Here is a 13160-nt window from a genome sequence, read left to right as displayed (position 1 = left end):
ACCGTCCTGATTTAATGGCTTGGCTACTTGTAAAAGAAAATGGTACCCAACGAAGCAATCTTTTTGAAGAATGCATACTTTTTTTTAGAAAGGATTGAAGAATTAAGTAAGTTGTGCCATAATTTTTCCACCATCCCCGTGCGAAAGGAGAAATCTTCTAGTGGATACTGCCACGCATTTTGCCATCGGTTTTGGTTTAGCTGCCCTTGCTCATCTAGATCCTGTAGTAGCAAACGATCCGGGTTTAGCTGAAGCGGTAATGATTGGAACAGTCATCGGTCAACAAGCACCCGATTTTGATGGATTTACTCGTCTACTGGGTAATGCAACATATATCCGCAACCATCGGGGAGCTTCTCATTCGATTCCCGCTATTTTCATTTGGACACTCTCCATTTGTGGACTTATCCAATATTTCATTCCGCAAGTGCACTGGGGGCATTTACTCGGTTGGACATTCTTCGCTGTCTTTTTACACGTTTTTGTCGATATATTTAACGCCTATGGAACACAAGCACTACGTCCCTTTAATCGAAAATGGGTAGCCCTTTGCACCATGTTTATCTTTGATCCGCTAATTTTTGCCTTGCACATCATCGGGTTGCTATTGTGGGCGGCTGGTGCTGAGCCTGGTAAGCTGTTCTTGGTTATCTATCTATTTATTGCCCTTTATTATGTAAAAAGGTATCGGGTACATGCTCGTGAGCTAGCCTATCTGCAATCCTCATTGGGGCTAAAAGGAGAGTATACGCTAATCCCTACTTATTCGTGGAGTAACTGGACATTTGTAGTTAAAACCACGCAGCAATGGTATGTAGGAGAGATGCATCAGGGCTCCGAACCATTGGTGCTTGATATCTTCCCGATTCCAAAAGAAGAACCTGAGCTGATTACCATCACGAGACAGGATAAAAAAGTGCAAGCATTTCTTTCCTTTACCCACCATGTTCATGCAGAAGTCATACAACGCTCTTTTGGCTATGAAGTCAAATGGAAAGATTTGCGTTATCGAGCCAAGCATATGGGCAAATCCCACTACATGCTGGTAGCTGTCGTCTATCTAGATCAAAATAAACAAATTCGTGATTCGTTCGTAGGCTGGATTCACCACAGTGAAGACCAGTTAACCAAAAAATTAAATCCCCAAAAAGAGATTCAAGTCAATTAAAAAGAAAAAAAGCTCCTTTTTCGTGAGGAGCTTTTTCCTTTTGACACATTTTATGTTCGAGATTTATTCGGTCTACACGAAGCTGGTTCTACATGAATCAGCATTCGTTCAATTCCATTAAAGCCTTTCAAATGCTCTTCAATTCTATCCGTAACATCATGACTTTCTTCTACAGTTAATGATGAAGGCACTTCAATAATGCAATCAACATGAACAGCGCTTCCATGATAACGGGCCCGTAAATCAGTCACACGGCTAACGCCATTCACTTCCATAATACGATCATGAATTTCCTGCCATTTCTCTTCTTCAAAGGCATCCATCAGGCTATCGACAGCCTGTTTTCCTACCACATATGCCGTCTTGATTATGAGTAAGCCGACGATGAGTGCCACTAAAGCATCTGCCCATAGCCAGCCCAACCGAGCTGTACCAATACCAATTAATGTTCCAATGCTGATAATCGCATCACTTCGATTATCATAAGCAGCAGCCATAACTGCCAGATTATCTGTTTCTTTACCAACCGCCATATTGTAAAGAGATAAGAGATATAGAATCAGGGCACCGCCAATAGCTACATACATTGATAAAGGATCGGGAGCCATTACTTGTGCTTCTGGTCTCCATAATTTCATAAAAGCACCCTTTAACACATCTATCCCTACCACTGCCATCATAAAAGCGGCTAATAGGGCTGCTGTCGTTTCTGCACGAAAATGTCCATATCGATGATTGTGATCAGCTGGTTTCTGGGAAATATACATACCGATCATCAGGGTAATAGACGCCAACACATCTGATACGTTATTCCATCCATCTGCTGTCAATGCCTCAGACTGAGCAAACATACCAGCCATAATCTTGCTTACAGACAGGATCAAATAAAGAAAGATGCTAATCTTAATGGCTCTGCTTCCCTTTTTGTATTTCAGGAGCTTGGAGCTCCCTTCTATACTTTCCACAGTAAATTTCCTCCTCATACCGAACTTTCTATTCTAATGGTAACGATCCAAAAGCGTGTTAGTCCAGAGAAACGTTTTTGCAAAAAGGCAGGATTGCATCTATAAGGAAAAAGATTTGCATGAAGGAAACCCTATGTAAGCTAAATACAATTGGGCTTGTAGGAATGCAAGGCTCTGATTTTTGGGAAAGCCTTTTAACCGTTTCTTTATTAAAATTTGTATGTCAGTTCTTTCTGAGGGTGTTACACACTACTTACATGCTATTGGATCACCTAAAAAATTCGTCATACTAGGACGAGGAAACAAAACCCAACCTCTAGATTTATTTATATCTTAAAGATACGAAAAATGTGAGCAGAACAAAGAATTTAATGGGTTTATGTGGAAATTTTTCAGTCAATGATTGACAATCCGCACATGCTTAATAACTAACGCGTAAGCCGTCTTTCTTTATAGCATCACAACAAAAAAGGGTAAGCATACCTATTAGATGTGACTAATAGGAGCCTACCCTTTGTCTTTATTCCATATATTAGCGAGCTGCTGCGAAACGTTTGTTTACTTCATCCCAGTTAATCAAGTTCCAGAAAGCATTGATGTAGTCTGGGCGTTTGTTTTGGTAGTTCAGGTAATAAGCATGCTCCCAAACGTCTAAGCCAAGAACAGGAGTTTTCCCTTCCATAATTGGGCTATCTTGGTTAGGGGTGGAAGTGATTGCTACTTTATCACCGTCTACAATTAGCCAAGCCCAACCAGAACCGAAACGGCCTGTAGCTGCTTTTGTAAACTCAGCTTTAAAGTTATCGTAGCTACCGAATGCAGCATTGATTGCATCAGCAATAGCACCTGTTGGGTTTCCACCGCCATTTGGGCTTAAGATTTCCCAGAATAAGCTATGGTTCGCATGTCCGCCACCATTGTTGCGTACGGCTGTGCGAATAGCTTCTGGAAGTGCATCCAGATTAGAAATTAATTCCTCTACGCTTTTACCTTGAAGATCAGCATTTCCTTCTAGGGCAGCATTTAAATTGTTAACGTAAGTAGCATGATGACGATCATGGTGGATTTCCATTGTTAATGCGTCAAAATGTGGTTCCAATGCATTGTTCGCATATGGTAGTGCAGGTAGTTGATGTGCCATTACAAAAACTCCTCCTTTATGTAAGTAAAAAGTCCTTTATGCTTGCTTTACTCCTTAATTATAGCGTAAACGACCGGATTAATGCAACTAAAATGTATTGAAAGTATAGTAAGGTATTTTACCCTACATTTACTGAACGCAGAACTCTTGCAAACCCGATCACTCATGATAAACTGTACATTATCAAATATTTCGCAATTAAATAAAGGAGTCTGACTTTCAAATGGAACTCGACATATCAACCATTGTTTTACTTGCTTTAATCGGATTTTTAGCTGCGTTTATTGATAGTTGCGTTGGTGGAGGCGGATTAATTTCTCTTCCTGCTTTACTGGGGTTAGGCCTTCCTCCTCATCTTGCGTTGGGAACAAATAAGCTCGCTGGCACCCTTTCATCCCTAACCAGCTCGATCACCTTCATTAGCATGGGGAAATTCGATAAGAAGCTAATGTTGATTCTCACACCCTTTTCCTTAATTGGTGCTTGGTTAGGTGCCCTAACGGTTCTAGATATTCCACAAGGCTTTCTCAACACGCTAGTTATTATTATGATGGGTCTTATCTTTGTTTATACTCTGCTAAACAAAAAGTTTGGCCATGAAGCAAATTTTAAAGGGTACACAACCTTTACGATTAGCTGGGGCATTTTATTTGCCTTTTTGATTGGTTTCTACGATGGTTTTTTCGGTCCCGGCACAGGCTCCTTCTTGATTTTCCTAATGGTGTTACTGTTCGGCTATGACTTTGTAATCGCTGCTGGCAACGGTCGTGTCCTCAATCTAGCCAGCAATATCTCGTCACTTGCTGTATTCATCTGGAATGGAAAGGTTCTTTTTTCTACTGGATTGGTTATGGGCTTGGCCATGATTTTAGGCGCAACTATTGGTGCCCGTGTGGCCGTTATGACTGGTGTTCGCTATGTGCGCCCGCTGTTTCTTCTCGTGTCAGTCTCTCTTATTACCAAAATGGTATATGAATTAATAATCAAATAAGAGCAAGCAAAACGGCGTGTACCACTCAGTGGTTACACGCCGTAATTTTTTACTAAAACAGGTTAACTTTCTCCTGTTTAATCGCTGAAGCATTTTTAGCTAATTGGGCACCAGTTCTCCCCGTTATTTTCCGTCCCTATGCTGCTTTATACGGGCAATGATTCCGTCTGTTAATAGGCCAATACCTGCACCGTAAAAAGGTGCTGCCATTCGAAATCCTGTCGGTAAATCTTTTAGAAAAAACAGTATGACTCCAATGATAAAGCCTAACATCATAAAGCGAATACGCGTGGAGCCCAAGCTACTTCCCTCCTATTTTGATTTAGGTTTAGGGAATTTGTTCGGCATCTTCATGTTTTTCATGTTGCGGCTCATTTGTTTTAGCTGCTTTTGATTTAAATTCATACCCATAGAACGTGCCATGGTTTGAATTTGCTTTTCATCCATTTGCATGTTGGCTACTTGCTTTTTAAGATAGTGAACTCCACCATAGAACCCACCAGCTAAACCTAAGAGTAGCGTAACAATTGGAATAACCCAGTTGTACCACATGTTCCATTACCATCCTTTTTTAATATCTTATCCCGTCCATTTTACCATAAGAAGCTTTCCTGTCCATGTAGATTTGTGTCGTATGGTATGAAATGAGGCTAACTTTTTATGATAGGACTTGCATATACTGTGCTGAGGTGAAGAAAAATGACTGCTTTCGTCGTGATCGATCCTGGACATGGTGGCATTGATCCAGGAGGGGGAACCAACAGCTTGTTTAAAGAAAAGGACCTCGTTTTAAAAATTTCCCTTTATCAGCACCAACGCTTTTTAGAATTAAATGTTCCAGCTTTACTTACTCGCTCTACAGATGTAACGCTTGAAAGCGACCAGCGTGCATCATCGGTTCGCAACAGCGGCGCACGTTATTGTCTTTGTAATCATATTAATTCAGGCGGCGGTCGAGGTGCAGAAGGAATCTATTCTATTCACGCCTCCTCAGCCATGTCGCGTACTCTTTTCGAGGAAATTGAGACAGCCGGCATGCCTGTAAGGCGTATCTATACGCGTACTCTTCCCAATAATCCCCAACTTGATTACTATTTTATGCATCGAGACACAGGAAATGTGGAAACGGTCATAATCGAATATGGATTCGCAGACAATCCAATAGATGCTGAGTTTTTAAATACGAAGTGGAAGGAGCTAGCAGAAGCCATTGTTCGTGGCTTTTGTGAGTTCACCAATCTACCTTATACTCCCCCATCGACCACTTCACCAAAGCCTGAACCACCTGATGACTGGAAACAAGAGGCCGTTAACTGGCTTTATCAGGAAGGTATTTTGACCAATGAGGAATGGCGGCAAAACATTGATAAACCTTTGCCGTTATGGGCAGAAGCCATCGTGCTGCGCCGTTTATACGAAAAGGTAATGAATAAATGATGATAGCTTTCACATGATCAAATAAAAGGAGACATTCCCATGAGCTTAGACATTGGTGCAATTATAGCCATCTCTATGGCGGCAACCTCTACGCTATCCGACTGGTTACGTATTCCTGTGAAGTTAAGAGCTTGGACAACGCTAGGTTTTATTTTGCTACTAAAACTGGGCTATGATTGGTTATACGGCCCTGTACCATTTATCTGGAAGGATTCACTCATGCATGGAATTACAGCTGGACTAGCTGCCGTAGGAATTTATTCCACCACGAAAAACACCCAACAGCATATGAAACAACTCAAAAATGATTGGAGCAATAATGAGCAAAACGCTAAAATGTTGTCGAATAATATTGATCTTACAAAGCCTGTCCTCGCGTCAGAAGATCAGGAAGCATTTCAGCCTTCTGTGCAGCCATTCACTCCATCCCAATCACAGGTTGCGCTCTTACAAGCACAGGGTCCAATAGATAAGCCTAGCACAGAACAGCAAACATCAGTAGAAATCGCATTGAACCAGCCTCTGCACTCCACCTCCGCCCCTTCTTCTAGCCTCTCCTCCGATCCAGACAGCCTGTCTTCTACTAGCTTCAAATCGTCCAGTGAAGCATCTTTTACCGTATCTGCTCAGCCATCTCATGATTCCTCCGATAAAAAATCTTCCTACGAAGACTATGTCTAAAAGCGAGCCAAAGTTGACTGGCTCGCTTTTAGATACAGCTATTCCTTTTTCACATACCGTGTAAGAGGAGTATCCTCCAACCCGGAATAATTGGTTTTGGCCAAAACGCTGACAAGCTCATCTTCTGGAAAACGATAAGCGGTTAATTTCCCTCCAAACACACATCCTTGATCAATATTAATCGCATTCTGCCTCTTACTTCGTTCTGGCTCTGGGCGAGGGTCATGCCCCCAAATAACTACCATATCCGATAAATGATCTACCGTCCAATCTTTGCGGATGGGCCTTCCATCTGGACCTAAGCCTGCAACATCTCCATATCGGCAAAAGTTCTGGATAGCAGGTGAATCCTCCCCAATATAACTGTCCTTAATACCGGCATGTACGGCAACCAGGGCCTTTTTACCTCGATATTTCACAATAATATGAGATGGTGCTGACATGAGTAATTGCAAGCTAGCATAGCGAAATTGAGCAGTGCGTCGGGCACCGTGCTCCACCTCGTAACGTGCAAATTGCTGTTCCACCAGCTCATCACCATGCGCCAGCGTGACCCTTCTCCCATCTAGCCAACGTGCAATTTTCCATCCATGATTGCTGTCTACCATCTCAGCTAGCCCTTCTTTAATATGCCTGATAAAAAAATCAAGCAGCTTAAGTGATTCAGGCCCTCTACTCGTAATATCCCCTAGTGACAATATCTTTCTTCCCATAGGATGTTTATATAGCTGATCCTTTGCATCGAACGTGTAACCGAGCACCGACAACAGTTCAATAAATTCTTCATAGCAACCATGTATATCTCCAATGACATCTACGCCGCTATTTGCTGTGAAGAATTTGGATCGCTTCGGTATAAACTTTTTCACGCGACCAACCCCACTATTTTCCATATTCTTATAGTATTACCCTAAGTAGTCCTTTTTGATAAGTAATATAAAGAAAAACCCGAAGACTCGCTCCGGATTTTGGTGGGTTGCTATTTTTATTATTGTAGTTGGTGCTTATGGACATATATTGCCGCTTGTGTTCGATCTTCTACACCTAGCTTTGATAAAACATTACTCACATGTGTCTTTACCGTTTTAATACCAATAATTAATTCATCCGCGATCTCTTGATTCGATTTTCCCTGCCCAATTAACAACAGTACCTCCAACTCACGGGGTGTCAATTGCTGATGAGCCGGCGTCTGCGCGCCTGTACGGAACCTTGCCATGATCTTACTGGCTACCCGTGACTCTAATACAGGCTCACCGTCTACTGCGGAACGAATAGCTTTTACGATTTCAGATGCACGGGAGGTTTTTAACAGATAACTAAATGCTCCTGCTTCAATAACCGGATATACCTTCTCATCGTCAATAAAGCTGGTAAGTACAATAACCTTCGTCTGCGGCAACACTTCCCGAACTTTCCTTGTTGCCTCAATGCCTCCCATGCCCTCCATAACTAAATCCATGAGTACGACATCCGGTTGCATTTCCTCAACCAGACGCACCCCTTCTTCCCCGCTTGAAGCCTCCCCTACTACTTCTATATCATCTTCTGTGGATAAATAAGAAGCGAGTCCCATACGCACCATCTCATGATCATCTACTAACAATACCCGGATCATTCTCTCCATCTACTCCTTTTGGGTGTACGTCCAGCAGTAACGGGACGCGTATTTCGATCTGTGTGCCATTGCCTGGGGATGAGTAAATCTCCATTGCACCACCAATTTCATCAACCCTCTCACGCATGGACACCAATCCATAGGAGGTCATTTTTTCTCCTTCTGGATCAAAGCCAATACCATCATCCGCAATGCGTAAACGTACATGCCCTTGCAGCGTGAATAATTTTACTGTAATGCTATGTGCCCTGGAATGACGCAAGGAGTTGGATAGTGCTTCCTGAAGAATGCGAAACAGTTGATCTTCAATACCATTCGGGATATTGGCAATGTTACTGATTTCCCAATTAATATCCAACGTATGCTTGATCTTCAGCTCTTCTAATAGCTCCTCAACCGCTTCACCCAGTGATTTGTTTTGTAATGTAGCCGGACGCAAATGCAACAGTAATGCTCTCATCTCTGCCTGAGCTCCTGCTGCCATTTCCTCTACCAGTTCAATCTGCTGTGCCGCTCGACTCGGATTTTTATCAATTAACCGTTTGATAGCAGCAGTGGTCATCGCAATAGCAAACAACTGCTGACTGACAGCATCATGCAATTCACGTGCAAGCCGCTGGCGCTCCTCTGTCACCGCGGCAGCTTTAACCTGATCATGCAATTCTGCATTATGCGTGGAGAGTCGCTGTAACGATGCCACTTGCCCCTCCCATTTAGCTGCAAGTCGATTTAACTGCCAGCCCAATTCGCCAATCTCATCCGAGCCTAATTCCGGTACCCGATAAGATAACATACCGCGTTCTAAATTCATCGTCGCCTCCCATAAGGAATGCAAACGCTTTTTTAACAGATTGCCAGCGATATAACCGCTGACTAGCCCAACAACTGTAGCCACTACTAATCCTACAATCAATTGAAAAAAGAAAATACGCCAGCTAAATTCAACGGTCACTGATACATGTAGATATTTAGCCAACCACTCATTGACCTCCGGACGATCCTTACTAAAATGACCGATCCATAGGAAAATACCAAACATCGTCAATACCGTGCTGTTTGTCCAGAACAGCGCTTGTTGAACCGCCTGCCACTGAATACTTTTTAATGTCGAATAGGATTGTTTCATATGTCTGTACACCCTCTCATCAGATGTACTTGACATCAATATCGCCCACCCAGAGCGAAATGATGATTTTTACTTTTTCAGTAGCTTCTGCGTAGTTATGAGTGGACAGCATCACCTTACGCGTAATCCCATTTTGACGATGGCCTAGTACTTCCAATTCTCCAATAGTCACCTCTGCCATCACCTGTACTGGCATATCGACCGGAACATAGATCGTGACATCTCCAATCCAGCCGTTGATGACTAGTGTGCCTTCCTTTTCAGGAATGACAGCACGGGACAGATCAATAACCACATCGCCGATCCCCTGCCAAATCCGCATATTTTTTAGCTCAAAACGACCAGAAATCAATTTATAATCACCAATTAACGAGCTACGTGTATCCTGTGGATTATGAATGTGAACGTGATCGTAAAACGTCTTATCAAAGCTTTTATGAAAGGATTTATCGCTAGATTTGTGCTGTTCTCTATGCGTGCCTTCTTGAGCCGAAATTGGTTCATCAGGCCCCGTATCAGAATAATAAGAACCAGAATAGCATTCGCCTTCAATTTTAGGCCCAAACTTTGAATAGGACTCCTTCTTTGTCTTTTGATCATTCTGCTCGCCTGTATAAAAGCTTTGACTCGTAGGCTGTGTCTGAATATCAGCCTGCATTTTTTCTTGTGCCTTTTTCCGCTGACTCTCCTTAAGTAACGCATCCATTTCAAGATCGAGATCATCTTGCTTAGCTGTTTCTGCTGATTGAGAATAAGCGGTTGTTTCTTGCAGCTTCTCTTCTGTATAAGTAAAGTCTTGGCCAAAATCATTCTGATTTCGACCTTTACGACGTATTAATCGAATGCCATAGTAAATAAAGAACATGGAAAAAATAAAGCCGAACAAATTATGAATGGCAATACCAAACCATTCCTGAAAAATATTAAGAATACCAATGGTTAATAAGATACCACCGGTAATTTTTCTTCCTCTTTTCCAAAATCGATACCCCCAAAAAATAAAGAGCAGAGGCCATAAGGAAAAAATGCTGAAAAAAATCAGCCCTAAATTATTGAGGAAGAGGCCTAAACCGACAAAGATGATAATGGTACCTGCCACCATTTTTTCTACGCGAGAAAATTTCAAACGAAGCCTACTCCTCTCTCAACTGATTTTTATCTTTTCTTACATACATATACAAAAGCTGGTGGGATATTAAACGGGGTAAATTTAATATCTACCGTAGAAAATCGCGATTCCAGTTCATTCTTCAGTTGCAAGGAGTACTGAAAGGTAACAAAAACCCCATCCGGTTCAAGGGATTCTACCACACAATCTAAGATATCACTGCGTAGCTTTTCAGGGAAAACAGCAAATGGCAGTCCAGAAACAATAGCATCCAGTGAAGGAATATTTAATTCATTCATATACTCTGATAATCTGACCGCTTCCGAGCAAATTGGTACCTGAGGAAAACGATGATGCAGCATTTGCTGGAATTGTGGATCACGCTCCACGATAAAAAACCGTGCATCCTTCTTCATCTGAGTAAGAATAGCACGTGTAAAAACACCGGTTCCTGGCCCCAATTCGGCAATATGTCCTACTTGCTCCCATGGAACATTTTTCATCATTAGACTACTTAAAAAACGCGAACTGGGGATCACGCTCCCTACTTGTCCCGGTCGCGAGACAAAGCGTCTCAGAAACACAAGTAAATCTGACATCTAGTAAACCCTCCTAGGGGAAAAGCAGCCCTAAACAGGGCTGCTGTGTGTAATAATATCTAGTTCTTTGTTGTTGACTCTATTTCTTCCCTATTTTCAGTGGATTTTCCTGCCAACTTCTCCTTTAATTTTGCTAATTCATAATCTAACTCGTCTTTTTTGTCCAGCTTTTTCAATGAACGGTGGTATTCAGAGTCCTCATACATACCACTCATGCTAGCTTCCGCTTCCATCTGCATTACTTTTTCCTCCATACGATGAAAACCGCGAGCCGCATTTTCAACACCTATGCCTGTTACATAAGAGTTTACTTGCTTTTGTGTACGGGCTACTTGAGCTCTGGACATTAACATATACTTTTTCGCACGCATTTTATAGAACTCTTCTTTTAGTTCAGCTAATTTTTCACGCATTTGCTGGGCAGCATTACTAGACGAATCCAATAATTCTTTTAATTCGAGTGCACGTGATTCGTATGTCTTCTGATCCAATAAAGCACGTCTAGCCAATTCGTCCTCGCCTTCAGTAAGAGCAAGCATCACTTGGCGCTCGCGTTTAGTTGCTAAAGTATTCGCCTCTTCATATTGTTGGCGGAATTTCTTCTCCTGAGCCACCTGACGAGCTACCGCTACTTCTACTCGACCAATCTCCGCTTCCATATCACGCATGTATTGTGTAAGCATAACAACCGGATCTTCTATGGAATCAATCGCATTATTTACGGAAGCCACCGTTACATCACGCAGTCTTTTAAAAATACTCATTTTAGAATTCCTCCTTAGAGTTTATCATTTTTTGGTTTTTGTAATCAAAACAAATCCTTATGTTGACGTTTCTTTAACTCGTTTTCCCAACAATCTAGCTTATCTTCACGCAATACACTTTGGGCCCATTCTCTCTCCCACATCGATGGAGTTGATTCATACGGAGCCGTATGTCGTTGGCCTTTCATAAGCTTACATCCAAAGTAGATGATCGCAATTGCTAGCAAGCAACCAAATAGCAAGCTCAATTTATTTAAGAGCATTAATAGCCCGAAGAGGAAAACAAATATTCCCCATCCTTTATTTCCTGTTGAGCCAGCGCTTAACACCTTTTTGCAACCATAGACCATTAACAGTCCTGCGATAAACATGGGGATTAACCTGTCGATTCCTAGCCCTAGTTTGTCAAGCAATACCAGTACCCCTACGACAATCAGCGTAAGCCCCAGAAATAATTTTCCGGATTGCCCTTGCAAGTGTTTTCCCTCCTTTTTTCATTCGCTTGTTGTTCATGACCTTATTGTAGTCGACCCTGAAATAATCTATAACGGGCGAGCGGATGGTTTTCGACTCAGCCCTGAGTCGGAGAGAATGTCCATCCTTGAAAGGAAAGATAGATTACCCTATTACATGGATAGGAAAATTAGATAAAGCAACAGGAAACGACAGAAATTTTCACCTTGTTTCTACTAATAGAAAATAGAAGAGAAATGTCACTCTTATCAAAAATAGATAAGACGGGTATTCTCCAAAAAGATTACTTAAAAATATGTCAAAATGGTGAACTTTAATATAAAAAAAAGGGAAATCGCGACGAAAGTAGAATTTAATCTCTCTGTGTAAAAAAAAATCGAAAATTAGCCGAATTCCAGACAATGGAAACGGGGGAACCAAACTTTGGGGTGAATAGCTGTTCTTTCAAAACAGCTTAGGGAAACCTTTCGACCGAACCCATCAGCTAACCTCGGAGGCTTAAAAGGAAGGGGCTCTTTCGTTGCGTAAGTTTGTGTGTTCCATACTAACGACTGCATTACTAGCCGTGGGTGGAGGTTCTGTATTCGCATCCTCCGACTCATTAGACAAGACCATCAATCCTTTGTATGGCGTACCTTACAAAGCAGCCGGTAAATCTACTTACGGTTTTGATTGCTCCGGATTTACTGGATACGTGTTTGGGGCTTTAGGTGCAAAACTTCCAGCTTCTTCTTCTGCCCAATTTGAAATCGGGGAATCAGTAGATCGAGAAGACCTGAAACCAGGAGATTTAGTGTTTTTTAACACGAATGGAAGAAGCATCTCACACGTAGGCATCTATATTGGAAACAATATGTTTGCTCACTCGGAAACAGGAATTGGAGTAACGAAGACAAGCCTTGATGATCCCTACTATTGGAGCAAAAAATACGTAGGCGCTAAACGTGTAGCAATTCCAGAAATGGAAGACTAAAATCTTTTTCACGGAAGCTGAAAAAGAAGCACAACCTTTTTATACAAAAGCCAGGGACATGAGTCTCTGGCTTTTTCTGACTATAATTAGTACCAGCTCACATGATAAGACTATA

16 protein-coding genes and 1 riboswitch are annotated in these 13160 nt (G+C 41.9%); of the genes, 5 read left to right on the top strand and 11 right to left on the bottom strand.

Annotation, left to right across the window (positions count from 1 at the left end; genetic code table 11):
* Positions 1 to 160: 160 nt before the first annotated feature.
* Positions 161 to 1168 (top strand): metal-dependent hydrolase, encoded by a 1008-nt coding sequence (locus BRLA_RS03575; RefSeq protein ID WP_003335426.1) that lies wholly within the window; start codon positions 161 to 163, stop codon positions 1166 to 1168.
* 50 nt (positions 1169 to 1218) lie between these two features.
* Here BRLA_RS03575 and BRLA_RS03570 read toward each other — a convergent pair whose 3' ends face one another.
* Both BRLA_RS03570 and BRLA_RS03565 read right to left on the bottom strand, forming a co-directional pair.
* Entirely contained in the window at positions 1219 to 2133 is a 915-nt protein-coding gene (locus tag BRLA_RS03570; protein WP_003335427.1) for a cation diffusion facilitator family transporter, read from the bottom strand.
* A gap of 532 nt (positions 2134 to 2665) precedes the next feature.
* A complete protein-coding gene (locus BRLA_RS03565) occupies positions 2666 to 3274 on the bottom strand; it encodes a superoxide dismutase (RefSeq protein WP_003335428.1) in 609 nt (202 codons plus the stop codon).
* Positions 3275 to 3497: 223 nt separating this feature from the next.
* Between BRLA_RS03565 and BRLA_RS03560 the strand changes: the two genes are divergently transcribed.
* Entirely contained in the window at positions 3498 to 4265 is a 768-nt protein-coding gene (locus BRLA_RS03560; RefSeq protein ID WP_003335429.1) for a TSUP family transporter, read from the top strand.
* 123 nt (positions 4266 to 4388) lie between these two features.
* On the opposite strand, the gene BRLA_RS24140 is transcribed toward BRLA_RS03560, so the two are convergent.
* Positions 4389 to 4565: a hypothetical protein gene (locus tag BRLA_RS24140; protein ID WP_022585652.1), complete on the bottom strand. Its 177-nt coding sequence runs from the start codon at positions 4563 to 4565 to the stop codon at positions 4389 to 4391.
* A gap of 12 nt (positions 4566 to 4577) precedes the next feature.
* The gene (locus tag BRLA_RS03555; RefSeq protein ID WP_003335431.1) at positions 4578 to 4817 is read right to left on the bottom strand and encodes a YneF family protein; all 240 of its coding nucleotides are present in this window, start codon (positions 4815 to 4817) and stop codon (positions 4578 to 4580) included.
* A gap of 147 nt (positions 4818 to 4964) precedes the next feature.
* On the opposite strand from BRLA_RS03555, the gene BRLA_RS03550 reads away from it, so the two are divergent.
* Both BRLA_RS03550 and BRLA_RS03545 read left to right on the top strand, forming a co-directional pair.
* Positions 4965 to 5702, top strand: coding sequence for an N-acetylmuramoyl-L-alanine amidase (locus tag BRLA_RS03550; RefSeq protein WP_003335432.1), 738 nt, complete (start codon positions 4965 to 4967; stop codon positions 5700 to 5702).
* A gap of 39 nt (positions 5703 to 5741) precedes the next feature.
* Entirely contained in the window at positions 5742 to 6383 is a 642-nt protein-coding gene (locus BRLA_RS03545) for a hypothetical protein (RefSeq protein ID WP_003335433.1), read from the top strand.
* A gap of 38 nt (positions 6384 to 6421) precedes the next feature.
* On the opposite strand, the gene BRLA_RS03540 is transcribed toward BRLA_RS03545, so the two are convergent.
* The 7 genes from BRLA_RS03540 to BRLA_RS03510 form a co-directional block, all read right to left on the bottom strand.
* Positions 6422 to 7276 (bottom strand): bis(5'-nucleosyl)-tetraphosphatase PrpE, encoded by an 855-nt coding sequence (locus tag BRLA_RS03540; RefSeq protein WP_022585655.1) that lies wholly within the window; start codon positions 7274 to 7276, stop codon positions 6422 to 6424.
* Positions 7277 to 7371: 95 nt separating this feature from the next.
* Positions 7372 to 8001, bottom strand: coding sequence for a response regulator (locus tag BRLA_RS03535; RefSeq protein WP_003335435.1), 630 nt, complete (start codon positions 7999 to 8001; stop codon positions 7372 to 7374).
* Positions 7976 to 9127: a HAMP domain-containing sensor histidine kinase gene (locus BRLA_RS03530; RefSeq protein WP_041752474.1), complete on the bottom strand. Its 1152-nt coding sequence runs from the start codon at positions 9125 to 9127 to the stop codon at positions 7976 to 7978. Before BRLA_RS03530 ends, BRLA_RS03535 begins: the two co-directional genes overlap by 26 nt.
* 19 nt (positions 9128 to 9146) lie before the next feature.
* Positions 9147 to 10253, bottom strand: coding sequence for a cell wall-active antibiotics response protein LiaF (gene liaF, locus BRLA_RS03525; protein ID WP_003335438.1), 1107 nt, complete (start codon positions 10251 to 10253; stop codon positions 9147 to 9149).
* Between the two features lie 29 nt (positions 10254 to 10282).
* Entirely contained in the window at positions 10283 to 10834 is a 552-nt protein-coding gene (locus BRLA_RS03520; RefSeq protein WP_003335439.1) for a class I SAM-dependent methyltransferase, read from the bottom strand.
* A 59-nt stretch (positions 10835 to 10893) separates the two neighbouring features.
* Positions 10894 to 11598, bottom strand: coding sequence for a PspA/IM30 family protein (locus BRLA_RS03515; RefSeq protein WP_003335440.1), 705 nt, complete (start codon positions 11596 to 11598; stop codon positions 10894 to 10896).
* 44 nt (positions 11599 to 11642) lie between these two features.
* On the bottom strand, positions 11643 to 12074 hold the full coding sequence (locus BRLA_RS03510; protein ID WP_003335441.1) for a LiaF transmembrane domain-containing protein: 432 nt from the start codon (positions 12072 to 12074) through the stop codon (positions 11643 to 11645).
* Between the two features lie 373 nt (positions 12075 to 12447).
* Positions 12448 to 12586: riboswitch (cyclic di-AMP (ydaO/yuaA leader) on the top strand.
* Positions 12587 to 12592: 6 nt separating this feature from the next.
* Here BRLA_RS03510 and BRLA_RS03505 point away from each other — a divergent pair.
* On the top strand, positions 12593 to 13045 hold the full coding sequence (locus BRLA_RS03505; protein ID WP_003335442.1) for a C40 family peptidase: 453 nt from the start codon (positions 12593 to 12595) through the stop codon (positions 13043 to 13045).
* The last annotated feature ends 115 nt before the right edge of the window (positions 13046 to 13160 follow it).

Origin of the sequence: Brevibacillus laterosporus LMG 15441 (assembly GCF_000219535.2) — a bacterium.
GTDB classification, from domain to species: Bacteria; Bacillota; Bacilli; order Brevibacillales; family Brevibacillaceae; genus Brevibacillus_B; species Brevibacillus_B halotolerans.
This window is presented reverse-complemented; position numbering and strand designations above follow the sequence as displayed.

What these genes read in the sequence shown, in the direction of transcription:
- BRLA_RS03515 (WP_003335440.1), bottom strand. Translation starts at nt 11,598, where the DNA reads ATGAGTATTTTTAAAAGACTGCGTGATGTAACGGTGGCTTCCGTAAAT.
- BRLA_RS03560 (WP_003335429.1), top strand. Translation starts at nt 3,498, where the DNA reads ATGGAACTCGACATATCAACCATTGTTTTACTTGCTTTAATCGGATTT.
- BRLA_RS03535 (WP_003335435.1), bottom strand. Translation starts at nt 8,001, where the DNA reads ATGATCCGGGTATTGTTAGTAGATGATCATGAGATGGTGCGTATGGGA.
- BRLA_RS03550 (WP_003335432.1), top strand. Translation starts at nt 4,965, where the DNA reads ATGACTGCTTTCGTCGTGATCGATCCTGGACATGGTGGCATTGATCCA.
- BRLA_RS03520 (WP_003335439.1), bottom strand. Translation starts at nt 10,834, where the DNA reads ATGTCAGATTTACTTGTGTTTCTGAGACGCTTTGTCTCGCGACCGGGA.
- BRLA_RS03565 (WP_003335428.1), bottom strand. Translation starts at nt 3,274, where the DNA reads ATGGCACATCAACTACCTGCACTACCATATGCGAACAATGCATTGGAA.
- BRLA_RS03540 (WP_022585655.1), bottom strand. Translation starts at nt 7,276, where the DNA reads ATGGAAAATAGTGGGGTTGGTCGCGTGAAAAAGTTTATACCGAAGCGA.
- BRLA_RS03545 (WP_003335433.1), top strand. Translation starts at nt 5,742, where the DNA reads ATGAGCTTAGACATTGGTGCAATTATAGCCATCTCTATGGCGGCAACC.
- BRLA_RS03530 (WP_041752474.1), bottom strand. Translation starts at nt 9,127, where the DNA reads ATGAAACAATCCTATTCGACATTAAAAAGTATTCAGTGGCAGGCGGTT.
- BRLA_RS03555 (WP_003335431.1), bottom strand. Translation starts at nt 4,817, where the DNA reads ATGTGGTACAACTGGGTTATTCCAATTGTTACGCTACTCTTAGGTTTA.